The 24,617-nt window shown below is 58.0% G+C and carries 14 protein-coding genes and 2 rRNA genes; 11 read left to right on the forward strand and 5 right to left on the reverse strand.

Annotation, left to right across the window (positions count from 1 at the left end):
• Positions 1 to 27: 27 nt before the first annotated feature.
• The 4 genes from TBK1r_RS11175 (at position 28) to TBK1r_RS11190 (ending at position 4,962) form a co-directional block, all read left to right on the forward strand.
• The gene (locus tag TBK1r_RS11175; protein WP_473772502.1) at positions 28 to 1,065 is read left to right on the forward strand and encodes a polyprenyl synthetase family protein; all 1,038 of its coding nucleotides are present in this window, start codon (positions 28 to 30) and stop codon (positions 1,063 to 1,065) included.
• A 71-nt stretch (positions 1,066 to 1,136) separates the two neighbouring features.
• The gene (dxs, locus tag TBK1r_RS11180) at positions 1,137 to 3,038 is read left to right on the forward strand and encodes a 1-deoxy-D-xylulose-5-phosphate synthase (RefSeq protein WP_145210166.1); all 1,902 of its coding nucleotides are present in this window, start codon (positions 1,137 to 1,139) and stop codon (positions 3,036 to 3,038) included.
• A 105-nt stretch (positions 3,039 to 3,143) separates the two neighbouring features.
• Positions 3,144 to 4,034 carry an NAD(+)/NADH kinase gene (locus TBK1r_RS11185; protein WP_145210169.1) on the forward strand — a complete coding sequence of 297 codons (891 nt, stop codon included), beginning with the start codon at positions 3,144 to 3,146 and terminating at the stop codon, positions 4,032 to 4,034.
• Positions 4,035 to 4,422: 388 nt separating this feature from the next.
• On the forward strand, positions 4,423 to 4,962 hold the full coding sequence (locus TBK1r_RS11190; protein WP_419581226.1) for a Uma2 family endonuclease: 540 nt from the start codon (positions 4,423 to 4,425) through the stop codon (positions 4,960 to 4,962).
• Positions 4,963 to 5,370: 408 nt separating this feature from the next.
• On the opposite strand, the gene rrf is transcribed toward TBK1r_RS11190, so the two are convergent.
• From rrf to TBK1r_RS11205, 3 genes are all read right to left on the reverse strand, one after another.
• A 5S ribosomal RNA gene (gene rrf / locus TBK1r_RS11195) occupies positions 5,371 to 5,479 on the reverse strand.
• Positions 5,480 to 5,595: 116 nt separating this feature from the next.
• Positions 5,596 to 8,443: ribosomal RNA gene (locus TBK1r_RS11200) — 23S ribosomal RNA — on the reverse strand.
• Positions 8,444 to 9,115: 672 nt separating this feature from the next.
• The gene (locus tag TBK1r_RS11205) at positions 9,116 to 9,460 is read right to left on the reverse strand and encodes a hypothetical protein (RefSeq protein WP_145210175.1); all 345 of its coding nucleotides are present in this window, start codon (positions 9,458 to 9,460) and stop codon (positions 9,116 to 9,118) included.
• Positions 9,461 to 9,730: 270 nt separating this feature from the next.
• On the opposite strand from TBK1r_RS11205, the gene TBK1r_RS11210 reads away from it, so the two are divergent.
• The 5 genes from TBK1r_RS11210 (at position 9,731) to TBK1r_RS11230 (ending at position 12,630) form a co-directional block, all read left to right on the forward strand.
• Positions 9,731 to 10,165 (forward strand): YciI family protein, encoded by a 435-nt coding sequence (locus TBK1r_RS11210; RefSeq protein ID WP_145210178.1) that lies wholly within the window; start codon positions 9,731 to 9,733, stop codon positions 10,163 to 10,165.
• Between the two features lie 39 nt (positions 10,166 to 10,204).
• Positions 10,205 to 10,612 carry a YciI family protein gene (locus TBK1r_RS11215; protein ID WP_145210181.1) on the forward strand — a complete coding sequence of 136 codons (408 nt, stop codon included), beginning with the start codon at positions 10,205 to 10,207 and terminating at the stop codon, positions 10,610 to 10,612.
• 21 nt (positions 10,613 to 10,633) lie between these two features.
• A complete protein-coding gene (locus TBK1r_RS11220) occupies positions 10,634 to 11,011 on the forward strand; it encodes a VOC family protein (protein ID WP_145210184.1) in 378 nt (125 codons plus the stop codon).
• 9 nt (positions 11,012 to 11,020) lie between these two features.
• Positions 11,021 to 11,500, forward strand: a complete 480-nt coding sequence (locus TBK1r_RS11225) for a VOC family protein (protein ID WP_145210187.1) — start codon at positions 11,021 to 11,023, stop codon at positions 11,498 to 11,500.
• Positions 11,501 to 11,580: 80 nt separating this feature from the next.
• Positions 11,581 to 12,630, forward strand: coding sequence for an RNA polymerase sigma factor (locus tag TBK1r_RS11230; protein WP_145222473.1), 1,050 nt, complete (start codon positions 11,581 to 11,583; stop codon positions 12,628 to 12,630).
• Positions 12,631 to 12,785: 155 nt separating this feature from the next.
• On the opposite strand, the gene TBK1r_RS11235 is transcribed toward TBK1r_RS11230, so the two are convergent.
• Positions 12,786 to 20,945, reverse strand: coding sequence for a DUF4347 domain-containing protein (locus TBK1r_RS11235; protein WP_145210190.1), 8,160 nt, complete (start codon positions 20,943 to 20,945; stop codon positions 12,786 to 12,788).
• Positions 20,946 to 21,331: 386 nt separating this feature from the next.
• On the reverse strand, positions 21,332 to 22,726 hold the full coding sequence (gene gdhA, locus TBK1r_RS11240) for an NADP-specific glutamate dehydrogenase (protein ID WP_473772503.1): 1,395 nt from the start codon (positions 22,724 to 22,726) through the stop codon (positions 21,332 to 21,334).
• A 350-nt stretch (positions 22,727 to 23,076) separates the two neighbouring features.
• Here gdhA and TBK1r_RS11245 point away from each other — a divergent pair, with 350 nt between their 5' ends.
• Together TBK1r_RS11245 and TBK1r_RS11250 are read left to right on the forward strand one after the other, a co-directional pair.
• Complete coding sequence (locus TBK1r_RS11245; RefSeq protein WP_145210193.1) at positions 23,077 to 23,547, forward strand: hypothetical protein; 471 nt, start codon at positions 23,077 to 23,079, stop codon at positions 23,545 to 23,547.
• A gap of 142 nt (positions 23,548 to 23,689) precedes the next feature.
• On the forward strand, positions 23,690 to 24,445 hold the full coding sequence (locus TBK1r_RS11250) for a hypothetical protein (RefSeq protein ID WP_145210196.1): 756 nt from the start codon (positions 23,690 to 23,692) through the stop codon (positions 24,443 to 24,445).
• Positions 24,446 to 24,617 lie beyond the last annotated feature (172 nt).

A 24,617-nucleotide genomic window follows, 5' to 3' on the forward strand; every position in this document is an offset into this window, starting at 1 on the left:
AATTACTGCTCACCCCTTTCCGCCCTAGTGTCAGCCTTGCCCGCCTCTCCGATCGAACAAACCAACCCGCAAGATACCGAGCCTGGAATCCATCAAGCACTCGGTGACCTGCTGCCCTCCATCGAACAATCGCTTCAGGCGGCGTGCCAATTCGGCAGCGGTTGCCCGGATCGGCTGGCCGACGCGATCCGCTATGCCGTGCTGGCTCCCGGCAAACGGCTCCGCCCGGCACTGGTCCTGATGGCCGCCGAGGCCTGTGGGGGGACGATCGACGAGGCGATGCCCGGTGCGGTCGCGGTGGAAATGATCCACGCCTACTCGCTGATCCACGACGATTTGCCCGCGATGGACGACGACGACCTCCGCCGCGGACGGCCGACTGTCCACATCGCCTTCGACGAAGCCACCGCGATTTTGGCCGGCGACGCGTTGCAGCCCCTGGCGATCGCGCACCTGTGCCGCAACGTGACGGATCTGCATCGACGTGCGCTGGCCGTCGAGCTGCTGGCTAGCGCCGCCGGCCCCGAACAGCTCGTCGGCGGCCAAGCCGATGACCTGGCCGCCGAGTCGGGCCAACTACCCGCCGAGGTCGCCGCCGAACTGGAATCGGCCGGCCACAAGCCAGCTGACGAGCAGCCCAATGAACCGAGCGGCAGCCCCCCCCGTAGTCCAGAGGGATGCCCCGGACTCGCGTTCCTGGAATCGATTCACCGCCGCAAAACGGGAGCCCTGTTCACCGCGTCGCTTCAACTGGGAGCCGTCTTGTGCGGCGCCAGCGATCGACAATCCCAGGCCCTGACCGACTTTGCGGCCGATCTCGGATTAGCATTTCAGGTGGTCGACGACTTGCTGGACCACACCGCTGACGAATCCAACCTCGGCAAACGCGTCGGAAAAGACAGCGATCGCGGAAAACTGACGTACCCCGGACTGCTGGGGCTCCCCAACGCACAAGCCTTCGCCAGCGACTTGATCCGATCCGCAAAATCGCACCTGACCGTTTTAGGTCCGCCCGCTTGGCGGTTAGAGTGTCTGGCGGATTATGTCCTCGCTCGCACCCACTGATTTCAAGCAATCACCTTGATGCGGTAACCACGGATTGACCCGCTCGACCGACATCTCAAAAGGAAGCCAAATTGAACGACCCAAAACATCCCCTGCTGGCAAGCTTGAAAGACGCGACAGGGCTGCGAGATTTTTCGCCCCAGCAATTGGAGTCGGCCGCTGACGAAATCCGTGACGTGCTGTGCAACCTGCTGGCAACCCGGACGGCGCACTTTGCGTCCAACCTGGGCGTCGTCGAACTCTGCCTGGCGCTGCATTGTGAGTTCGACTTCCGCACCGACCGCCTGATCTGGGACACCGGCCACCAAATCTACCCGCACAAACTGGTCACCGGCCGCTACCACAGCTTTCCCTCGATTCGCACACAGGGCGGCTTGATGGGATACCCGAACCCACAGGAAAGCGAGTACGACTTGTTCATGACCGGCCACGCCGGCTGCAGCGTCAGCACCGCAGTCGGACTGCGCAGCGGTGACTTGATGGTCGGCCAACCCGACCGCCGGACGGTCGCGGTGATCGGCGACGGGGCCTTCCCCAGCGGCATCGTGTTCGAAGCGCTCAACAACGCCGGCCACCTGGAAGACGATCTGACGATCGTGCTCAACGACAACAAGATGTCGATTTGCCATCGTGTCGGCGCCGTCGCCGGCTACCTGGACCGCCTGCGAAGCAATCCGTATTACACCGGCTTGAAAAGCGAAGTCGGCAAACTGCTGGAACAGATCCCGATGTTCGGCGATCCGGCCGAACGGTTTCTGGCCCAGTTGAAGGAAGGCGTCAAAGCCGGCTTGGTCGGCGGCATGCTGTTCGAAGAATTGAACATCCGCTACGTCGGGCCGATCGACGGGCACGACATCGCGCTGGTCCGCAAGTACTTGGCGATGGTCCGCGAAATGAAAGGCCCGGTCCTGCTGCACGTGGTCACCGAAAAAGGCCATGGATACAAACCCGCCGCCGCCGATCCAGTGTTCTTCCACACCCCGCCGGCGTTCGAAGACCGGGACGGCCAACCGGTGCCCCGGCACAGCGATGGCCTGCCCCCGTTCACCGTGCACGCCCGCGATGCGATCAGCGCCGCGATGGCCGCCGACGAAAAGGTCTCCGTGATCACCGCGGCCATGTGCCAAGGCAACAAACTGGAACCCGTACGCGAAAAATTCCCCAAACAGTTCTTCGATGTCGGCATCTGTGAATCGCACGCGGTCGCCTTCGCCGCCGGTCAATGCAAGGCCGGCGCACGGCCGATCGTCGATATCTACAGCACGTTCTTGCAACGCAGCTACGATCAGATTTTTCAAGAGGTCTCGCTACAAGATCTGCCGGTCGTGTTCATGCTCGATCGCGCCGGGTTGACCGGCCCGGACGGACCGACCCACCACGGCGTCTATGACGTCGGCTACATGCGTCTGTTCCCCAACATCGTCGTGATGGCCCCGGGATACGCCGAAGAACTGGGCATGATGCTTCGCTTCGCACTCGATCACGATCATCCCTGCAGCATTCGCTACCCCAAAGCTTCGGCACTTCAACGCGGACAAGCCGCTCCCGACGTTGAACTCGGCAAAAGCGAAATCATCCGCCACGGCGACGACGGAACGATCGTCGCCTTCGGTGCGATGCTGGAAAACGCACTCGCCGCCGCCGAGATGCTCGAAGGCGAACTGGATCTGTGCGTCGTCAACGCGCGGTTCGCCAAACCGATCGACGAAGAGATGGTCAAGCAAACGATCGAAACCGGAAAATTCGTCCTGACGGTGGAAGAAAACGCGGTGATGGGTGGCTTCGGATCGGCGTTCCTGGAATCCGCCGTCGCCCAACGACTGGACACCCGCGGCGTCCAGACCCTCGGGCTCCCCGATAGCTTTGTCGAGCACGGGGACCGCAACGAATTGCTGCACCAATGCGGACTCAGCCCCGAAGCGATCGCCGAGCGATGCCGACAAGCGGCGCCGGCAACGTCAACCTTCGCCTGAGCATGTCGGTCGGACATGGGACAGGCCTCCAGGTTGTCGGTTCCGAAGCGACAGACTGGAAACCGATCCCACGAAGTCTTCGTCCATTGCTATGCTAGGCAACCCATGACGCTCAACCCCGCAGAACCGCGCTCCAACAGTCGAACCTGGCCCAACGGCGACCGGAACGTGCCCCGCGTGGTGATCATCGGTGCCCCGGATCGCGAGCGTGTCCGCAGCGAAGCCATCCGCTTGCGGCCGCTGATTGCCCAGCACGCCGAGATCGTTGCCGAAGACTTTCACTTCGAATACGGCTTCGATGACCCCGACATCGACCTGGTCATCGTGCTCGGTGGCGACGGTTCGATCTTGCAAACCGCCCGGCAACTCGCCGGCAAGAAAATCCCCGTGCTGGGCATCAATTGCGGAAACCTCGGCTTCCTGGCTGCACTTTCGCCCGACGATTTTTTGGAGGTCTGGCCCCGCGTCTGCTGCGGTGCGTTCCAAGTCATCGACCACTTGATGCTGGAAGTCAGCCTGATTCGAGACGGCCAGACCATCTGCCAGCAACTTGTCTTGAACGAGGTCGCGGTGCTCGGCGGACCGCCGTACCAGATCCTGGGAATCGATCTGTTTGCCGATGGGAATCTGGCGACACGGTATCGCTGCGACGGCCTGATCCTGGCGACACCGGTTGGTTCGACCGCGCACAATCTATCCGCCGGCGGACCGATCCTGCGTCGCAACCTGCACGCCGTGGTGATTTCGCCGATCAGCCCCCACACGCTGACCTATCGGCCGCTGGTCGATTCGGCAGACACCGTGTTCGAGCTGACCGTCAGCGAGCCGAACGCATCGACCAGTGTCGTCGTGGACGGGCGAATCCTCAGCCAGCTCCTGCCGGGCGACCGCGTCCAGGTGCAGCGCTCCGACAGCACGTTTGAAATGCTCTCGGTCCCCGGCCAAAACGACTACCGCACCCTGCGTGAAAAACTCGGCTGGGGCGGCTCGCTGTAGCCGCCCCCCACCAACGCCCGCCGGGGACAGACCCCACGAGTCTTTCTCATTTTTTGACCAGCCCATTTTTTGACCAATCACTCCGCCACTGTTTCCCAAAAGACGTGAAGCGGAGCTGGGGCGTGACCGCAGAACGCTGCGCTTTGCTTGGGGGGATCAGGTCAAAATATTTGTTGGTCAAAAAATAGCAGAGAAAATCGGAGACAAGAGGCCATCAGGGACAGACCCCGAGAGGCATTCCACCGGGGACAGCCCCCGAGAGGCATTCCACCGGGGACAGCCCCCGGGGCGATCGGCTTTGTCGGTGAAATGGTGTGCGACGCTTGGTAACATGAACGCATCAGTTCGTTGGCGCCCCTTGGAATCAACCCGTTTTCGGCAACACAGAATGTCTGCAGCTCAACGTTTTTTGCCACATTACACCGTCGCTGACTACCAAGCCTGGCAGGGTGACTGGGAACTTTGGCAGGGCATCCCGGTGTCGATGACACCCAGCCCGTTCGGCCCTCACCAACGAATCGCCAAGAACTTGGTGTTCGAAATTGAGTCTCAAATCCGCAAGCAGCACTGCCGGGCAAACGTGCTTTACGAAATCGACTGGATCATTTGCGACGATACCGTGGTACGTCCCGACGTGGTTGTCGTCTGTGGCGACGTCCCCGAAAAACACATCGAAGGCCCGCCCGCGCTCATCGCCGAAATTCAATCGGGATCAACCGCGATCCGTGACCGCGAAGCAAAACGCGATCTCTACGAACAAAATGGCGTGCGAATTTATCTCCTGGTCGACCCCGATCAAAATACTGTTGAAGCCTACCAACGGACCCCGACCGGGCAATGGGCTCATGAAGCCATCAACGATCGGATCAACTTCTCAATCTGTGATCATTGCGAACTCCAGATTGAACGTGATTTGCTTTTCCGCTGAGCTTGATCGAAGGAAAGAACTGGACAGCCCCGAAGTCTTTCTCATTTTTTGACCTACAACTCCGCTGCTGTCGCCCAGAGACGTGACGCAGAACAGGGCGTCACCACCGAACGCTGCGCTCTCGTTGGGGTGATCAGGTCAAAAGATTTGTTGGTCAAAAAATCGAAGAGGCTATCGGGGACAGACCCCGGGCTATCGGGGACAGCTGGGGACAGGGGACCCATGCGACGTATGGGGCACATGGGTCCAATCTGTCCCATTGGTCCTATTTCCACTGCCGCCCCGCGACCGGCGACTGGCGCCCCGCGATCTGCGAGCGCCGTTGCCGGCATCGCCGGCATCGCCGGCCGGTTTGTTTGGGCGCATGAAAAAACCCTTCGATGGAAATCCATCGAAGGGTTTTTTAAAAAATGGCGAGACCTACTTTCACGCTGGTGGGCACTATCATCGGCTCGGAAAGCTTAACTGCTGTGTTCGGGATGGGAACAGGTGGGACCTTTCCGATATGGTCGCCAAAGGACCGTGTGAGGGATATTTCGCCCAGCACACGGCCAGTTGTTTGGTAATGGCAGTTCGTTCGGCTCAAGCGTTATCCGAAGCGACGCATGACAGAATCATGAGTGCGGGATATCGATGGCCAACCCTTCGTCCGTTAGTACCGGTTAGCTGAACACCTTACGGCGCTTACACATCCGGCCTATCAACCTGGTCGTCTTCCAGGGGACTTTCGACAGTTGTCTACGAAACCTAATCTTAGAGCGGGCTTCACGCTTAGATGCTTTCAGCGTTTATCCTTTCCGAAGTTAGCTATCCAGCCGTGCCGCTAGCGCGACAACTGGTACACCAGAGCTTCGTCCAACTAAATCCTCTCGTACTAAAGTTGAATCTCTTCAAGTTTCGAACGCCCACGGCAGATAGGGACCGACCTGTCTCACGACGGTCTGAACCCAGCTCACGTACCACTTTCATTGGCGAACAGCCAAACCCTTGGGAGCTTCTACACCCCCAGGATGTGATGAGCCGACATCGAGGTGCCAAACCGCATCGCCGCTGTGGACGCTCGGATGCGATAAGCCTGTTATCCCCGGAGTACCTTTTATCTGATGAGCGATAACCCTTCCATTCGGGATTACCGGATCACTAAGGCCAACTTTCGTTCCTGCTCGAGTGATGGCTCTCGCAGTCAAGCACACTTCTACCTTTACGCTCTACGCCTGATTGCCGACCAGGCTGAGTGTACCTTTGCACTCCTCCGTTACTCTTTGGGAGGAGACCGCCCCAGTCAAACTGCCCGACTGACATTGTCCTTTGCCTGGATTCACAGGATCAAAGTTAGAATTAAAATATGACCAGGCTGGTATTTCAACAACGGCTCCTTCGACACTGGCGTGCCGAGCTCAAAGCCTCCCAGCTATCCTACACAAGACATATCTCAACCCAATATCAGCCTACAGTAAAGGTTCACGGGGTCTTTCCGTCTAACCGCGGGTACGTGGCATCTTCACCACGACTACAATTTCACCGGGTCGGTGGTTGAGACAGTGCTGAAATCGTTACGCCTTTCATGCAGGTCGGAACTTACCCGACAAGGAACTTCGCTACCTTAGGACCCTCATAGTTAGGGCCGCCGTTTACTGGGGCTTCGGTCGCCTGCTTCGCTTACGCTAACAGTCTTCCTTAACCTACCAGCACCGGGCAGGCGTCAGTCTCTATACATCCACTTGCGTGTTAGCAGAGACCTGTGTTTTTGATAAACAGTCGTTACAGCCGATTTTCTGTGGCCTCCAACAGCGTGAACCATCGGAGGCGCCCCTTATCGCGAACTTACGGGGCCATTTTGCAGAGTTCCTTAACCACCGTTCTCCCGAGCGCCTTAGAATACTCATCTCGCCTACCTGTGTCAGTTTTAGTACGGTCAGTTGCTTAACCTAGCAGCTTTTCTTGGACGTCCTTCCAATGACTTCGAGAACTTAAGTGCTCTCGAGCTATGCCTTGTATTATGCGGGTCATTTAACCCCCGCCAACTCGGCCTTCGCTACGGACATTTCTATTCGTACCGCTCACTTTCTGGACGCCGTCCCTGCATCGAATACACAACCGGCGAAGGAATGTTGACCTTCTGTCCATCGTCTACGCCTTTCGGCCTCGACTAAGGTACCGGCTAACCCTGGGCGGAATTGCCTTCCCCAGGAAACCTTAGGCTTTCGGCGAACAGGATTCTCACCTGTTTTATCGTTACTCATTCCGGCATAATCACTCGATGACCCCGACACCACTCGTTACCGTATGGCTCGTATCTGATCATCGACGCTCTCCTACCGCTTGTGCTAAGCACAAGCCCGCTGCTTCGGTGTAATACTTACTCCCGTTCATTATCGGCGCAGAAATGCTCGACTGGTAAGCTGTTACGCACTTTTTAAATGGTGGCTGCTTCTAAGCCAACATCCCAGCTGTCACAGCACTTCAACTTCCTTAGTGACTAAGTATTACTTAGGGACCTTAGCAGGCGATCTGGGTTGTTTCCCTCTCGACCCTGGAGCTTATCCCCCAGGGACTGACTGCCGAGATAATTTTACCGGTATTCGGAGTTTGGTTCGGTGGGGTACCCCGGGAAGGGCCCCCATCCGATTCAGTCTCTCTACCCCCGGTAAATAGTGGCTCGACGCTATCCCTCAAGATATTTCGGAGAGAACGAGCTATCTGCTGGTTTGATTACACTTTCAGTCCTCCCCACAGGTCATCCCCTCAGTTTTCAACCTAAGTGGGTTCGGTCCTCCACGCAGTTTAACCCACGCTTCAACCTGCCCATGGGTAGATCACACAGCTTTCGCGTCTGCAGCATACGACAATTTCGCCCTATTCAGACTCGGTTTCCCTTGGGCTTCGTTCCGGAGGAACTTAACCAAGCCGCATACCACAACTCGCCGGATCATTATGCAAAAGGCACGCCGTCACCCGTTCAAATCGGGCTCCGACCGCTTGTAGGCACATGGTTTCAGGTTCACTTTCCTCCCCTTGCAGGGGTTCTTCTCACCATTCACTCACGCTACTGGTTAGCTATCGGTCATTAAGGAGTATTTAGCCTTGCGGGATGGTCCCCGCGGGTTCAGTCCAGGTTTCACGTGACTGGACCTACTCAGGTGCTCCTACGATGTGTGTTTATTTTCGTGTACGGGACTGTCACCCTCTGTGGCGGAACTTTCCTGAACCTTCCACTAACAACACACAATTCGATATTGGAGTCCTACAACCCCGGAAGGGAAACCCTTCCGGTTTGGGCTGTTCCGATTTCGCTCGCCGCTACTGACGGAATCGATTTTTCTTTCTCTTCCTCTGGTTACTTAGATGTTTCAGTTCACCAGGTTGGATTGGGTATCCCGGGATCATCGCTTGTTTGTCAACTCCCCCAGGCATTTCGCAGACTTCCACGCCCACACTCTTAATGCCAAGGCATCCCCCATGTGCCCTTGGTAGATTGGCCAACGAAATCCCGAACTCAACACTCGAGTCAACCCGGCCGAAGCCAAGCCAATTCAACGCCAAGAATCGCAATTCGTCGTTGATGCTAATCACCATAACGATATCACATGACTGGATTGATCGGTCACAACACTGCATCGCAATGCCACAACGTCTCAACTCAGTATTCGCACAGAATCCTGTCAGATTCGCTTCTATCTGCCAGCACCGATCACACCAGGCTTAAGGAACCCGATGGACGACACTGGCAACGCTTATTCCGAAGAACTTTGTAGTCGCCGATCAATTCAAGGAACTGACCGGCAGATTACTGATGCCAATTACCAAACAACCAAATTGTCAAAAATCAGTTCTCCGACTCCACCCCGAGAGGGTGCAATCGAAGGACGCTGCGTTAGCAGCCGCCCGCCGCAGAACTCTGCGGCGGGCGGTCACTCACGAGCGAGGCGGGAAGATAGAGCCGTCAGCCGTGGCCGTCAACCGTTCTTCACAAGAAAACTGACGAAACCTCCAAGAGCCCCGCCGGCGACCGCCGAGACCAGCGGAAAACCCGCAAAAAACGGCACATTTTACCGCCAAACCGGCCAATTGAGGGACCCGAGACGCTCCAAAAGGACAGCCGCAGCGAGCCTGTGTGCCGACACCTATCAGAAGTTTTCTGACGCCAGGCGATTCACCAAGCGCGGATCTCAGGAGGGTGCGGGGGATCATCGGGCGGTGGCTGAGGCGTGACCATGCCATCGACGACACCGTCCTCCGCATCGATCCGATTCATCACCTCCTGAAATTGCTCCGGCTCGACGAGGCGATTCTCACGCAAGACGGTCAGCAGGGTGCGGCAGAGTAATGCGAGTTCACCGACATGCTGCTCCAGCTGATCGATTCGCTTTGCTTGCTGATCGACTTGCTGAATGTCGTGAGAGCGTGCGGCGCTGCGTCGCCGGACCGAGCGTTTCAGCTTCTCAATGTCCGCACGCCGCTTGTAATCGCTATCGAACAGATGGTCCCAAAAATCCATGTCGTGCCTCCAACTCCGCTGATCAGGAAAAGGAGAGGGCGAGTCGCTGCCAAAACATCAGGGGCCTATTCTAGGCCGTCCGCTCGCCGGCCGGGGGCCATTCTGTTCTGGGCATACTGAATGACTCACCGATTTTTCCAATCCTCGCTCGGCCAGCGAGTGATCGCGGAGTCTTGAGTTTCAGAATTTTCATTTCCGGCTGTCGATTTCCGCATCAGCCATTCGACTCTCTTCCAAAGGCTGATCATCACAACAACATGGAGAAAAAAAATGCGAGTCATGGTCATTGTCAAAGCGACCCCCAGTTCGGAAGCAGGCGAATTGCCCAGCGAACAGCTGCTCACCGAAATGGGAAAATTCAATGAGGAACTGGTCAAAGCCGGCGTCATGCAAGCCGGTGAGGGATTGAAACCCAGCTCAGAAGCCAAACGCGTTCACTTTCGCGGCAGCGATCGCAGCGTGACCGACGGCCCGTTCGCAGAAACAAAGGAACTGATCGCTGGATACTGGCTGTGGGAAGTCGCTTCGATGGACGAAGCCGTCGAGTGGGTCAAACGCTGCCCCAACCCGATGCTGGAAGAATCCGACATCGACATCCGACCGCTGTACGAAATCGAAGACTTTGCCGAAAACGATCCGCAAGGCGAGATACGGGATCAGGAAGACGGATTGCGTCGCCAAACCGCCAAACCGCCAAACCGCTAACCGCTAACCGCTAACCGCTAACCGCTAACCGCTAAACCAATGAAATACATGCTGCTGATCTATGGCGACGAAACGTGCTGGACCGACGACGAACGTCGCGAGTGCATGCTGGAATCGATGGCGATCGCCGATGAACTTCAGCGCCAGGGCAAGCTGATTTCGGCCGACCCGCTGCATTCGGTGACGACCGCCACCAGCCTACGCATCCGCAACGGCCAAAAACAGATCACCGATGGGCCGTTCGCGGAAACGACTGAGCAACTCGGAGGCTATTATCTGATCGACGTCGACGATCTCGATGAAGCGATCGCGATCGCGATCGCTGCTCGGCTGCCGCCGGCGAAACGCGGAACGGTTGAGATCCGACCGCTGTTCCCCAAACCCGATGTCGCCGCGGACGCCAACGCCACAAACAAACGTTCCACAGAAACCTTTTCCCGTCCCTAAATCCAATGCTGGAGTCATCCAATGAGTCGAAATCCTGTCGGCTGGTTCGAAATCTATGTCGAAGACCTCGAACGAGCGAAAGCTTTCTATGAAGCGGTGCTCAACATTGAATTGACACGCCTCGACACGCCCACCCCTGAACTTCAGATGCTTGCGTTCCCCGCCGATCTGGAAGCCGCCGGCGCCGCGGGTGCGATCGTGAAAGCCGAAGGCTGCACGCCCAGTGGAAACGGAACGCTCGTCTACTTTTCATGCCAGGACTGTGCCGACGAAGCCTCCCGGGTCGAAGCGGCGGGCGGCAAAATTCACAAACCCAAATTTTCCATCGGCCCTTACGGCTTCATCGCGCTGGCGGTCGACACCGAAGGCAATGTGATCGGCCTGCATTCACTCAGTTAAAATCCAAACATGCAATTCAAGCAAAAACTCACTCCCTTTCTGTCGTACGTCGACCGCGCCGAAGAAGCGGCGTCGTTTTATGTTTCCCTGCTGCCAGACGGCCAGGTTCTGCGGACCGTCAAGAATCCCCAGAACGATGCCGTTCTGACGGTGGAGTTTGAGATGGCGGGGATGACGTTTGTGGCGCTCAACGCGGGCCAGGACTGGCAATTCAGTCCCGCGTTCTCGTTGGCGGTGGCCTGCGAGTCGCAGGAGGAGATCGATCGCTTGTGGGACGGATTGACGGCCGACGGTGGCAGTGAAGTTGCCTGCGGTTGGCTGCAAGACAAGTTCGGCATGTCGTGGCAAATCGTGCCGTCGCGGCTACAGGAATGGCTCGACAGTGGTGACGCTTCGGCAATCCAGCGGATGTTTCAGTCGCTCTGGCAGATGAAGAAGCTCGAGATAGAGACGCTTCAAAAAGCCTTCGACGGCAATTCTCTTCCATAGCGAACGGGAAATGAGTGAGAGAGGCTTCTATGACTTGACGAGCCTGGAAGCCTCTCCCACTTCGAAGAACCGTGACTGAAATGAACGCTGCCGAGATTGAATCGATTTATCGAACCGAATCACGCAGGGTGTTTGCGACTCTGGTTCGGCTACTTCGAGATTTCGACTCGGCCGAAGAAGCGATGCACGATGCCTTTGCCGCGGCGATGAAGCAGTGGCCCGACTGTCACCCCGCGATTGATCCCAAAGTGCAAGTGCCGCTGACGCTACGGGAAGTGTGCGGCATGACGACGGAAGAAATCGCTCGCGCGTTCCTGGTTCCCCCAGCGACGATGGCTCAGCGCATCGTTCGCGGCAAAGCGAAAATTCGCGATGCCGGAATCCCTTATGTGCTCCCCTCTCTTTCGGACATTCCCCAACGCTTGGAGTCCGTCCTGTCGGTGATCTACCTGGTGTTCAACGAAGGCTATTCCGCATCCAGCGGAGAAAGCCTGACACGGGCCGACCTTTGCGACGAAGCGATTCGTCTGGCCCGCTTGCTGATGGAATTGCTGCCGGATCCGGAAGTGATGGGATTGCTGGCACTGATGCTGCTTCACGAATCGCGTCGGGCCGCGCGATTGAGCGTCCGGGGGGACATCATCGTGCTTGAAGATCAGGATCGTCGCCGCTGGGATCGAGAGCTGATCGACGAGGGGGTCCGCTTGGTCGAACAATCGTTGCGATCGAAGCGTTTCGGCGCATACACGATCCAAGCCGCGATCTCCGCCGTCCACTCCGAAGCCGCGACGGCCGCTGCGACCGACTGGGCGCAGATCGTCGCCTTGTACGACGTCCTGATGCGAGCCGATCCATCGCCCGTGGTGGAACTCAATCGTGCCGTGGCGATCGCGATGCGCGACGACGTGGCGACCGGCCTGGCGATCATCGATGACATTTTAGAACGCGGAGACTTGCAAGCGTATTATCTGGCCCATTCAGCCCGCGGTGAGTTTCTGCGGCGACTGGGCAAACAACGGGAAGCGAGATGCGCCTTTGAGCAAGCGTTGGCACTGACAACCCACGATTCCGAACGACGATTCCTACGTGCAAAGCTGGACTCGCTCGGACAGGCAGCGAGCGGTCAATGACTGTCTAGTGCTGCGCCGTCGCCAGACGCCGGCCTCGGCGAGGCGGGGATGGCAGAATGATGGAGTGGCAGAATGATGGGATGGCAGCAGGGAATCCGATGACCTTGCTCCAATCTGCCTTGTCTCCTTGTCTCCTTGTCTCCCCAACTGATTAATCAGAGAGCCGAAGCTTCCAGCTCCGCTTCGTCCGACTCGACTTTTTCCCGTTCGCTTTCGCTTTTGTCGAGCATCTCTGCGAGCGAGTCGTCGTCGGCATCGTCGTCATCATCCAGCTCGTCGAGCACCAGCAGCGGATCGACGAAGCTCCATGCCGGCAGGTGCGCTAGTAAGCTGGTCGCCAACAGACCGCCGCGGACCGTCCACATGACATAACCGACCGAAAGCGCACTTGAGACGCCGGCGAAGGAACCGGCAAAGATGTAGGGTGTGTTAAAGCCGTCATTGATTTCGCCTTGCATGTCTTCCATGTCGCTCCACAGCAGTTTGCTGTCGAACCGCCCAATCCCAAGCACCGATCCGGTCGAACGGATCGAGTCCGAACGACGCAATCGACCTGAGTTGTCGTTTTGCGTCGGAGACGAACTACGGCTTTCGTCATTTCGCTGCTCAGATTCAGCCTGCTCCGCCAGCCGCTGCGGCACCACGCTGATCGTCAGAATTTCTTCGGCGTTGGTTTGGACCACGCCTCGCCCCAGGTCGACCGACGGCGTGTCCGGTTCTGGAGCAATCGCGGTCACTGGGGTGTACGTTTCATTCTCCGGCTCAGTTTCCTCCTCGCTTTCTTCTTCGGCCGGTGGGTCTTCGGGGACTTTCTCGGGCTCCGGTTCGGCGCTCGCACTGGCGATGTCGGCCGGACTGATCGGCAACAACACTTCGATCACCACCGTCGCGGGCGCGCTCGTCGCCGAGCCATCGGTGACGGCGTAAGAAAACGTGACGAATCCGGAGAACGAGGCAACCGGAGTGAATTGAAAGGATCCATCCGCCCCCAACGTCAACGTTCCAGACGAAGGCCCGCTGACGGGAACGACGCTGATCGCGTTGCCATCGACGTCAAAATCGTTCGCCAACAATCCGCCAGGCCCGACGGTCAACTTGCTGTCCGGATTCATCGTGAATTGATCTTTCACCGCAACCGGTGCATCGTTGACGCCCAGGATGTTGATGTTGACCGTCTCGGTGGTCGAAACGATCAAATCACTCGCGTTGAGTGAAAGCGTGTCGACGCCGTTGACATTCGGGTTGCCCAGGTACGTCAGCCCATTGGCGGCGGCCAGCGTTGTGTTCAATTGGGCCAGCGTCGCGGTGACGGTTACCGACGAACTGCCATTGCCGACGATGCCCGACGCGGTGACGCCACCGGCGACCATAGCGTTCAGGGTCAAGGTCCCGCGAGCGACATTCATCGAGAACTTCATCATCCCGGCACCGATGTCGGAATCGCTGACGCTGATTCCGTTGACCGACCAGGGTGTGTCTTCTGACGGCGTCTGCGTGCCCGGCGCATTGATCGTCGGGGCTGAATTGATCGAGGTGACGTTGATCGTTGCGGTGGCCAAGTTGCTGGCGGAAATGCCATCGTTGGCGACGATGTCGATGACGCGCGCCGTCGTGTTGGGTGCCACCGATGTATTGAGGTAGCGTATCGATCGCAACACTTGTTGATAATTCGCGACCGAATCGGTTCCCGACAGCGTCAGGGTTCCACCGGCGTAGGAGGCGGTGATACTGGTTCCGGACGTGTCGGCGGACAAGGATTCACTACTTCCGTCCAACGGATTCGTCAGGGTCGCCGTCAACGAAGTCAAACTCGCCGAGTCGACGTCGTTGAGATTGGCGTCAGAGAAATCGCTGATTCGAACGGCACCGCCGCCCTCGACGAAGGATGTCTGGAATCCGCCGCCGCCCTTGCCGCTTGAATCGTCGGCGTCCAGGTCCAACGTGGGGGCGTTGTTGGTCGTCGTGATCGACACGCTGGCCGTTGCGATGTTACTGTTGGCCGCGCCGTCATTGGCGACAAACTGAATCAACCGCGTCGTCGGGTTGGGGACCAACGAGACGTTGTCGTACCGCACCGTCCGCAACACCTGTTCATAGTTCGCAACCGAATCAACTCCCGACAACGTCAGCGTTCCGGCCAGGTAGGTCGCGGAGATCGAGGTCCCGCTCGTGTCGGCACTCAGCGATTCGGCGATACCACCGAGCAAGTTGGTGATGGTGATGGTCAGCGACGAAAGGCTGCCGCTGTCCACGTCGACCAGGTCCGCATCCACGCTGTCAGCGATCAGCACGGCGCCGCCACCTTCGATGAACGTCGCGTTATAGTCGGCCCCGGTCGATCCGCTTGAATCGTTGGCATCCAGATCCAGGACAGGGGCGGTGTTGACAGCACTGACGCCCACGATTGCAGTCCCGGTGTTGCTGTTGGCGGATCCATCGTTGGCGACGAACTGAATGACGCGCGTCGAGGGGTTGGGCGCTCCGGATGAATTGTGGTACCGAATGGTACGGAGGACTTGTTGGTAATTGGCGACGCTGTCGGAACCTGAAAGCGACAGGACGCCTCCGGAGTAGCTGGCCCCGATGCCGGTTCCCGACGTGTCGGCGGTCAATGTTTCGGCAACCCCATCGAGCAGGTTGGTGATCGTGACGACCAGCGACGTCAGATTGGCGGAGTCAACATCCGTCAGGGCAGCGTCGGCCGCGTCGGCGATCAAGACAGCTCCACCACCCTCGACGAAGGTTGCCCCATAGTCCGCCCCGCCTTGGCCGCTGGAATCATTCGCGTCCAGGTCCAACGCCGGAGCATCATTGGTTGCCGTCACGGTGACGTTGGAAACGATTCCAGTATTGGCCGTTCCGTCGCCAACCGAAATGCTCAGCACGCGAGTCGTCGTATTAGGAGTTTGTGACAGATTTTCGTAACGAATCGTTCGCAAGACCTGCTGGTAGTTGGCGACCGAGTCGGAGTTGGTCAGTGACAACACGCCGGCGGCATAACTGCCGATGATGCTGGTTCCGGTGGTGTCAAAGGTCAACACCTCGTTGGCACCGTCTTGGATGTTGGTGATGGTGACGGACAACGACGTCAGATTGGTGTTGTCGACATCATCGATGACGGCGTCAGCCAAGTCAGCGATCCGCACCGCCCCAGCCCCTTCGACGAACGCAGCGTTGTAGCCCGAACCGACGGCCCCGCTCGAATCATCGGCATCCAAATCGATGTCGGGTGCATCGTTTTGGGCCGTGACGTTCAGTTGAATCAGCCCATCGGCGGGCCCGGCTGCGACGGAATCTTCGATGTGAACGGCGATCTGCGAGTTGACGTCGTTGTCGTCGGCGGGGGTAAAGGCCACGGCGGCCAGGGCGGCGTTGACGTCGGTGACCGTTCCGCTGACCTGCCAGACGCCCGTTCCCGTGACATAGGTGCTGGTCGAAGCCCCGAACGTCCCCGTCGTGAGCGTCCCCGTGGCGGGCAAGTTCAGCGTCAACGTTGCCGTGATCGTTTCCCCGACGTCGGGATCGGTCACCACGATGTCAGCGATCGCGACGGTCGAATCGTCTTCGGTGTAGCCGATCGTTTGGCCCATGTTGGTCGCCAGCGGAGCCGTGTTGACTGCGAGTACGGTCACCTGATGCGCCGGCGAGAATTCCAGTGCACCAGGCGTCAACAGTCCACTGCTGGCCGGAATGTATTCATCGATAAAGTTCCCAGAGGTATCGTACCGCAGCACGTTGTTACTGGTCTTTCCAGTCACATAAAGAAAACCATCGGGACCAAATTCGATTCCTTGAGGATCATCCAAACCGCCGAGCCCGCTTGTCACGAAGACATCAATGAACGCGCCCGTGGTTCCGTTGTACCGCAAGATCTCGTCGGTAAAGGTCGACGCGAGATAGAAGTTGCCGTCTGGACCGAATCCAAAACCGGCCGCATCGGTCAGTCCACCAAGCCCCGTCGAGATGAATTGATCGATATAGGCGCCCGACGTTCCATTGTAGCGCAAGATGCTATTGGTTTTTTCACTGGCAACGTACAAGTTGCCGTCTTGCCCGAAATCAATGAAGAAAGGATGGTCCAATCCGCCGGACGCAGCCGTCACAAAGACATCGATGAAAGCGCCCGTGGTGCCGTTGTATCGATACACTTCATCGGTGCGGTGACTGGTGACATACAGATGCCCATCAGGGCCAAAGGCCAAACCGTCGGCTTGGTCGATGCCGCCGCTGCCCGCCACGACGAAATCGTCGACGTACGCCCCGGTGACTGGATTAAATCGTTGGACGTTGCTCGAATCGAACCCCGACACGTACAGCAACCCGTCGGCGCCATATCGGATCCCCCGGGCTTTGGTTAACGTCGCGCTGGTTCCAAGGCCATTCTGGAAAACACCCGTCAACGCATCGTATCGAGAGACGGGGGTGGTGTTGTTCGAGGCGACGAACAAGTCTGCGGTGAACCAGGTGCCGTCTTCATCGGTCGCAGAAACCAGCAGATTGTGCGTCAGTCCCGCGACGGAATAGGTATGGGTCACGCTACTGGGACTGCCGCCGTAGGTCACAATCGTGCCATCGCCCCAGTCGACACGCCAGCTGGTGATGGTGTCATTGCCCGGATCGGTTGCGGAAAGATTCAGCGTGTAGCTGCTGCCGGAAAGGGCATTTGCGGCACCGGTCGCCGAAATCACAGGCGCCGCGTTGGTGACCGTCACGGTGGTTGTCGCCGTCGTCACGCCGCCATTTCCATCGTCGACTTGCAGACCGATCGTGTAGGTCCCCTCGTCGTCGATCCCAAAGGCGGCCAGCGTTGCCCACGAAACGCCGGCCGTTTCCGTGGTCGGTTCGTCGGTTTCGCCAAAGTTTCCGTCGTTATCCAGATCCCATGCATAGCTCAACGTGTCGCCGTCTGCATCGCTCGACGCGGATCCGTCCAGTGACAACGTGCCCCCTTCGCTGATCGAATACGGGGCGCCGGCCGAAAGGTCAGCCGTCGGTGCGGTATTCGGCGTCACCACGTTGACCTGATGCGTCGGCGTGAACGCCAAGCCTTCGGCTTTAAAAAAGCCGTTGCCGAATTCGTCGACGAAGTTTCCGTTGAAATCGTATCGGAGTAGTTTTCCGGAACTGTGAGTGGTGACGTACAGCGAATCGTCCGGTCCGAATGCGAGTCCAAATGGATCGGCCAACCCGCCGACGCCCGAAGCGACAAAGATATCGATGAAGGCCCCGCTGGACCCGTTGTAGCGAAGGATCTGGTTGGTCAGAGACGAGGAAACATAGAAATTTCCATCACGCCCAAACGCAAAGGATTTTGGTCCGTCTAACCCGCCGGCACCGCTGGTGACGAAATCGTCAATGTAAGCACCAGTGCTGCCGTTGAACCGCAGAATGCTGTCGGTCAGTTCGCTGGCGACGTAAAGGTATCCGTCAGCTCCGAACAACAATTCCCGTGGTCCATCCAGTCCACCTGCATTCGCACTGACAAACACGTCGATGAACGATCCGGTCGTTCCGTCGTAGCGAAGGACCTGGTCGGTGCCATGACTGCCGACATACAGATTTCCGTCGGGTCCGAACGCAATCCCGGACGCCTTGTCCAATCCGCCACTGCCGCCAATCACAAAATCGCCATCCAGCACTCCGGTGACAGGGTCGAAGCGTTGCACATTGCTTGTCAAGAAAGCACTCGCGTAAAGCATCCCGTCCGGGCCGATCAAGAAGTCTTCGGCACGCTTGAGGTCATTAAAGTTTCCGGTGCCGATTTCAAAGGCGCCGGTCAACGCATCAAATCGTTCCACCGGACTAAAATTCGAACTGGCGACAAACAGATCGCCCGTGTACCACTTGCCGTCTTCGTCAGTGGCGGACACCAGGATGTTATGGGTCAGCCCAGCAACGCTGTAGGTGTGGGTGACCGATGTACTGGAGCCTGCATACAGGTTGATCGTTCCATCGCCCCAATCGACACGCCACTGAGCGAGCGTGTCGTCACCGGGGTCTGTGGCCGAGAGGTTCAAGGTGTACATTGTGCTCGCAACAGCACTCGCGCTACCCGTCGCCGACAAAACCGGCGCGGTGTTTTGCACGGTAACGGTTGTGGTCTGGGTCACGATTCCGCCGCGGCCGTCATCCACTCGCAGACCGATCGTGTGCGTGCCGTTGTCGTCGATTCCGAAACTGGCGAGCGTTGCCCAATTGACCACCGCGGTCGCGGTCAAGGGCTCGTTGGTCTCGCCGAAGATTCCGTCGTTGTCCAAATCCCAGGCATACGTCAACGTATCGCCGTCAGCGTCCGAGGAGTTGGATCCATCCAGTGTAAGCGAGTCGCCTTCGTTGATCGTGTACGGTGCACCGGCGGTCAAGTCAGCCACGGGAGCCACGTTGGCTCCGGTCGTCCCGTACTGGCGAAAAAAAATGCCGGAGCCGTCCTCGTGCCCGACTTGGTCACCTTTGCCACTCCAAGCCACCACGAAATTGTTGAGATCGTGCATCGCCACCGATGCGTTTTCCTGCGTCTGGCCACCCGTCACACTGGCCTGCAACTCGCCGGAGATCGAGACATTGGAGGAATCGTAGGTTCTGTAAAAAACCCCCACGCCATTCTGGTCCGCCGCCGTATAACTGATGATGTAATTTCCGGCCTCATCCATTGCGATCGAGGGCTCGACACTTTGAGTCGTCCAACTCACATCGTCGGGAGTCGACATGACGTCGTCGTCTTGAATCAGACGCTGCCAAATCCCTTCCTCGCCCGCCTTGTTTTCGCGATACGCGATGACGTAATTGTCACTGGGCATCACGGCGACGGTAACTTGGCTCCCGTCCGAGCCGGCAACATTCAGATCCAGTTTACTCGCGACTGCTGTCCCCGAACCGAATTCATACTTGCGACCGTAAAGGTCAGCGCCGTCCTTCCAAACAACTACGAATCGGCCGCCTGCGTTGATATCGATCGCAGCGTCCGTCGCGGTGGCAACCGTATCAACGGTCAGCAAGGTCGTTGCCAGTTGATCGCCGACCGGTGTGGATGTGAAATCAAAGTTCCGCGCATAGATGCCTTCCGATGCTCCGTCACTTTCCCACGAAATCACGATCTGATTCGAACTGTTACTCGCAATCGAGACGTTGGTTTGGTTCCCCGATTCCTGCCCCGCGTTGACCAAGATGTCCGCGCTGTCGATCGCCGTGCCGGATGCATCAAACCGCCGGACGTAAATGCCCGTCCCATCCGCGTCGGAGGAAACAAAGGCGATGGCAAAACGTCCGGTGTCGTCGGCCGTGACAACCGGAAGCGTCTGGTCACCGGGGGTATTGACGTTGACTTGAAACTCAACCCCCAGTTTTGAACCCGAGGGGTCAAATCGCTGTGCCATCACCGCCGTACCGCTTCCGTCATAAGCGGCATCGACCCAGGCGACGATCGTATTGCCGAGACCATCGACCGCAACGGCTTGGTGCGCGTTGTAAAGCGTTTGAACCCCCGTCGTTGTGGAGTTGACGAGCAATTCGCTGGTTGGTGAAATCTCCGGCGTCGTCAGTAATCCCATCCAACGGGATTCGGCGAAGTCACTCAGCAACACACTCGATTCGATGTTGCCTACACGAAATTCCAACTCCCAGTCTCCGCCCAGCGATGCATGTCCGGTGTCGTCAGTGGACGCTGCCACATCCGCGCCGGTCAATGCCGCAAGGGCTTCCAACATCGCCACGCCCGAGTCCGTTTCTGCCAACTCGCATCCGTACAGCAGCAAGTCCGCATCGTCGGTCAGCGACGCCTGCCAATGGGCAAAGTCGCCGGCGTACCCGGCCAGGTTTCCGCCGTCCAGCGTCGAGTTGCCCAGCCGCAGCTTGGCGTCATTTCCGTGAGACAACAGATGGATGGCGTCCACGTTCTGGTAGTCGCCCAAGATCTCGGTGATCTGCTCGACGCCGTCGCGCGACCCGTCGAGTAAGTAGATTTCCAGATCCGCAGTCTCATTGCTCGCCCGCAGGTCATCGATCAGCTGTTGGTGATCCTCGACTCCCGCGTCGACGAAGACCAACTGCAATCGAGATGTCCGTTGTCCGTCATTTGATTCAGACCCGCCGGATGTTGACGTCGAGGTCGATGTCGAGCTGGCGACGTCGACCACCAACGACTCGGCCAGTCCAGAGTCGACTTCCGTTTCGTCGACGACCGGGGGCGCGATCGGAGTCGCACTGAACAGCAGTCGTTTTTCAAGAACCGCAGCATCGAGCAGGTATTTTCCCGTCGCTATCGATGAAGGATCAGCCGACCAGGCGCAATGGAGCCAGTTTGGAATCGACCAGGGCATGGTTTTCGGCTCGACAAAAAGCGGAATTGCGGCGACGACGTTCTTGAAACGTAGGTCCGATTCGCTCTGTCGCTGCAAAATACAGGGGCCGTGGATTCGTCAATCACACCGGTCAGTCCGATTGTCTTGCTTTTGGTTCATTTACCAAGGGGCACCCCACCCGCCCAACGAGGGCGAGAGCCGAGAAGCAAACGAAAGAGGTTCAGGAGTAGATTTCGCGGGAGATGACAGAATGATTCGGGGCAGAATCATGAGAGTACTGACAAGGCCTGACTTTAGCCTCCTACGGGATGTTTCATCGTTTTGCCCCTCATCGTTTTGCCCCCCGCTCTCCCCGCCTTCATCATGCTGCCCCGTCTTAGTCTGCCCCCTTTTCCGCCATCCGCTCACACGACGCCGTAGGCCAACATCGCGTCGGCGACCTTTTTGAAACCGGCGAGATTGGCGCCGCGGACGTAGTTGGTGTAGCCGTCGGCATCTCCGTTGGAGACGCATTTGTCGTGGATTTCGCGCATGATCGTTTTCAGCCGACTATCGACTTCGTCCCGCCCCCACGACATCCGCACCGCGTTTTGGCTTTGTTCCAATCCGGAGACCGCGACGCCGCCGGCATTGGCAGCCTTGGCCGGGCCGAACAAGACGCGTGCATCGAGAAAGGCGTGGACACCGGCCAACTCGGTCGGCATGTTGGCACCTTCGGAAACGGCCTTCACACCGTTGCCGATCAGCGTTTTCGCTTCGTCGACATTCAATTCATTCTGCGTCGCGCAAGGGAACGCCACGTCACAGGGAACACCCCAGGGTCGTTGGCCGGCATAAAAGTTCGCTTCCTTGTACTTTTCCTCGTACTCGGCAATCCGGCCCCGGCGAACCTCTTTCAGGTCCTTGATAAACGCGAGTTTCTCGGCATCGATGCCTGCCGGATCGTGAATGAATCCTGCAGAGTCAGACAGCGTGATCACCTTTCCGCCCAACTCGTGCGCCTTTTCAGCGGCATAGATGGCGACGTTCCCCGAACCCGACACCGCGCACGTTTTCCCTTTGATGCTGTCGCCGGAATGGTTCAGCATGTTCTCGCAGAAATAGACACAGCCGTACCCGGTTGCTTCGGTGCGCACCAGACTTCCGCCGAATGCCAGCCCCTTGCCCGTCAGCACTCCGACGAACCGGTTTTGCAGCCGTTTGTATTGCCCGAACAAGTAGCTGATTTCCCGCGCACCGACACCGATGTCACCGGCAGGGATGTCGGTGTCTTCGCCGATATGCCGATGCAGTTCGATCATCAACGATTGACAGAACCGCATCACTTCGCGATCGCTCTTGCCTTTCGGGTTGAAATTCGCTCCGCCCTTGGCACCTCCCATCGGCAACCCCGTCAAACTGTTTTTGAAGGTCTGCTCGAAGCCCAGGAACTTCAATTCGCCCAAGTTAACGTTGGGATGGAAACGCAGGCCGCCCTTGTAAGGCCCGATGGAATTATTGAACTGAACACGCCAAGCGCGGTTGACGCGAACATTTCCGGCATCGTCTTCCCAAGTCACACGAAAGATAACGATCCGATCCGGTTCGGTCATGCGTTCGAGAATCTGGGCCTTCTGGTATTGCGGGTTCTGCTGCACGAAAGGCATCACCGATTCGATGAACTCACGCACCGCCTGATGAAACAGTTTTTGTCCCGTGTTGCGTTTTTTCAATCCGAGCATGAAGCACTCGGTATCCACGCACGCCTCCGTCCAAGTTGTCTTCCTGTTCTCGGCCGGATCAATGATTCCATCTGCCACGGTTTGACTCTCCCGGTACTTGGTTCACGGTTATATGCCCACCCGCCCAATCGCTCCACCATGGGATCGAGACGCCGAACAGGAATCAACATATCGCAAACGTCTCGCCGCCGTCTTTATCAAGACGAACGAAAAAGGGTCCACAAAGTGAAAAGAGTCAGAACCAGTTTTTGCGAGAGAAATGGCAGAATGATTCGGGGCAGAATAATGGGAGAACCGACCGTACTCGACTCAGCCTCCCATCAGACGTCCCATCGTTTTCCCCCGCATCGTCTTGCCCCCCGCCCCTCGTGCCTTCATCATTCTGCCACGTATTGAGCTGCCTCCACTCGCCCTGCCCCCGATTCATCATGAAACACATCACCCCACTCTGCCTGTTCGCCTGCGTCTGTGTCGGCGGGTCCACTTTCGCCGAAGTCCCTTCGAGTTCTCCCCAGAAAACCGAGACGCTGCAATCCTCTCCTGAAGACTTGGCCGAGGTTCAGGGAACGTGGGTTCGGACCGTGAAAACCGATGCAGGCACGTACACGATTACGAAGCAACATCGCGGCAACGAAACGACGCTGACGATCGCGGGCGCCGATGACCGAGTCGTCGAATCGAAGACCTCGGAGTTCCGCTTGGAGACCACCGGCAAGGTGCGGATCTTCACGTTCTTCAACAACCGGTTCACCGCCGGGGCGAACCGGGGCCGTACGGCGAACGCGCCGCAGTCCTACATCTATCGAGTGACCGGCGACACCTTCATCGAGGTTCGCGGCATGCTGATCGACGACGACAGCGAGCCGGCCGTCGTTACGTGGAAACGCGTGACAAAGTAAGCGTTCGAAGCGGGGCCTATTTTTTCACGTTGGGGGTTTTCCTAGCCCGTCGGCCAGCTTACTAAAGTGGCGAGCTAGGTTTCGGTGCCGAGCGCCGGTTTGGGTGCCCGGGTTCTTCCTCTGCTGCACCAACGCGACATCTATGAATCACCAAACGCCGACCGCCTCCAACCCGACTCCCTATGCCACCCCCATGGCAGTCGACGCGGCGTCCAAACCGCGACGCAATTGGATCCTGATCGCCTTGCTGGTCATCCTCTTGGGCCCCATCGCACTGATGGTCGGGATCGTGTTCTTGTTGGCGATCGTCGCGACTCTGGGCGGACAGGTGGACCATGAGCAAGCGTCGATCCCCGCCGAAGCCACTCTGGTGTCGTCTCGATCGACCGGTGTGGCAGCCAGCGGTCCCGGCCATTCGGACATCCTGCCGACCGCGTTTCAATTCCAAGGACAGACGTTTTCGCTGAAATCTTCCACCGAAAACGAATCAACGGGAACGCTGCATGAATATATCCCCGAAGGTGAAACGTTGGAGCGTTGGAGCAAGTTGATTTCCATCTGCGAACATCCGATCGACGCTGAACCGTCCGCCATGGCATATTCCACCGCAGATTCGCTGTTGCAGATGAACCCGAAGGCTCCGTACGCGATTTGGCACAGCGGGGATGGTTCGACGAGCGGAATCGACTTCGCGATCTGGCAAGGTGACATCGCCGAATTTAATGTCTTCATCTACACGCGATCGCAGAACGGTACCGGGATCGTCAGTCATCAGTACGCCGAGCGGGCGTATGCAGACCAGGTGCAACCCTTTCTGGAGGGCTTGCCCCAGCGTCGAGGCGGTTTGATCGAGCAAGCCACGTCCTTTCGTTTCCCGTCGTTGATCGGGAAACCATAAGTTTGCAGTAAACGTTGAGCCATGATTTCCGTCAGCTTGATCCGTCCGACCGATCGGTGAAGAACCGGCAAACGGATGAAGCCAAACAGAAATTGAAGGCGGAGCACTAGCCCTATCGGCTCAGTCGCCTGACGCGATGAATCGTCGCGTTCAGGTGGCGTCCTGAACCGAG

The sequence above is a fragment of the Stieleria magnilauensis genome, assembly GCA_007753675.1.
Classification (GTDB): Bacteria; Planctomycetota; Planctomycetia; order Pirellulales; family Pirellulaceae; genus Stieleria; species Stieleria magnilauensis.

Coding starts and splice junctions, on each gene's coding strand:
- TBK1r_RS11185 (WP_145210169.1), top strand. CDS start 3,144: ATGACGCTCAACCCCGCAGAACCGCGCTCCAACAGTCGAACCTGGCCC.
- TBK1r_RS11190 (WP_419581226.1), top strand. CDS start 4,423: ATGTCTGCAGCTCAACGTTTTTTGCCACATTACACCGTCGCTGACTAC.
- TBK1r_RS11205 (WP_145210175.1), bottom strand. CDS start 9,460: ATGGATTTTTGGGACCATCTGTTCGATAGCGATTACAAGCGGCGTGCG.
- TBK1r_RS11210 (WP_145210178.1), top strand. CDS start 9,731: ATGCGAGTCATGGTCATTGTCAAAGCGACCCCCAGTTCGGAAGCAGGC.
- TBK1r_RS11215 (WP_145210181.1), top strand. CDS start 10,205: ATGAAATACATGCTGCTGATCTATGGCGACGAAACGTGCTGGACCGAC.
- TBK1r_RS11220 (WP_145210184.1), top strand. CDS start 10,634: ATGAGTCGAAATCCTGTCGGCTGGTTCGAAATCTATGTCGAAGACCTC.
- TBK1r_RS11225 (WP_145210187.1), top strand. CDS start 11,021: ATGCAATTCAAGCAAAAACTCACTCCCTTTCTGTCGTACGTCGACCGC.
- TBK1r_RS11230 (WP_145222473.1), top strand. CDS start 11,581: ATGAACGCTGCCGAGATTGAATCGATTTATCGAACCGAATCACGCAGG.
- TBK1r_RS11235 (WP_145210190.1), bottom strand. CDS start 20,945: ATGCCCTGGTCGATTCCAAACTGGCTCCATTGCGCCTGGTCGGCTGAT.
- TBK1r_RS11245 (WP_145210193.1), top strand. CDS start 23,077: ATGAAACACATCACCCCACTCTGCCTGTTCGCCTGCGTCTGTGTCGGC.
- TBK1r_RS11250 (WP_145210196.1), top strand. CDS start 23,690: ATGAATCACCAAACGCCGACCGCCTCCAACCCGACTCCCTATGCCACC.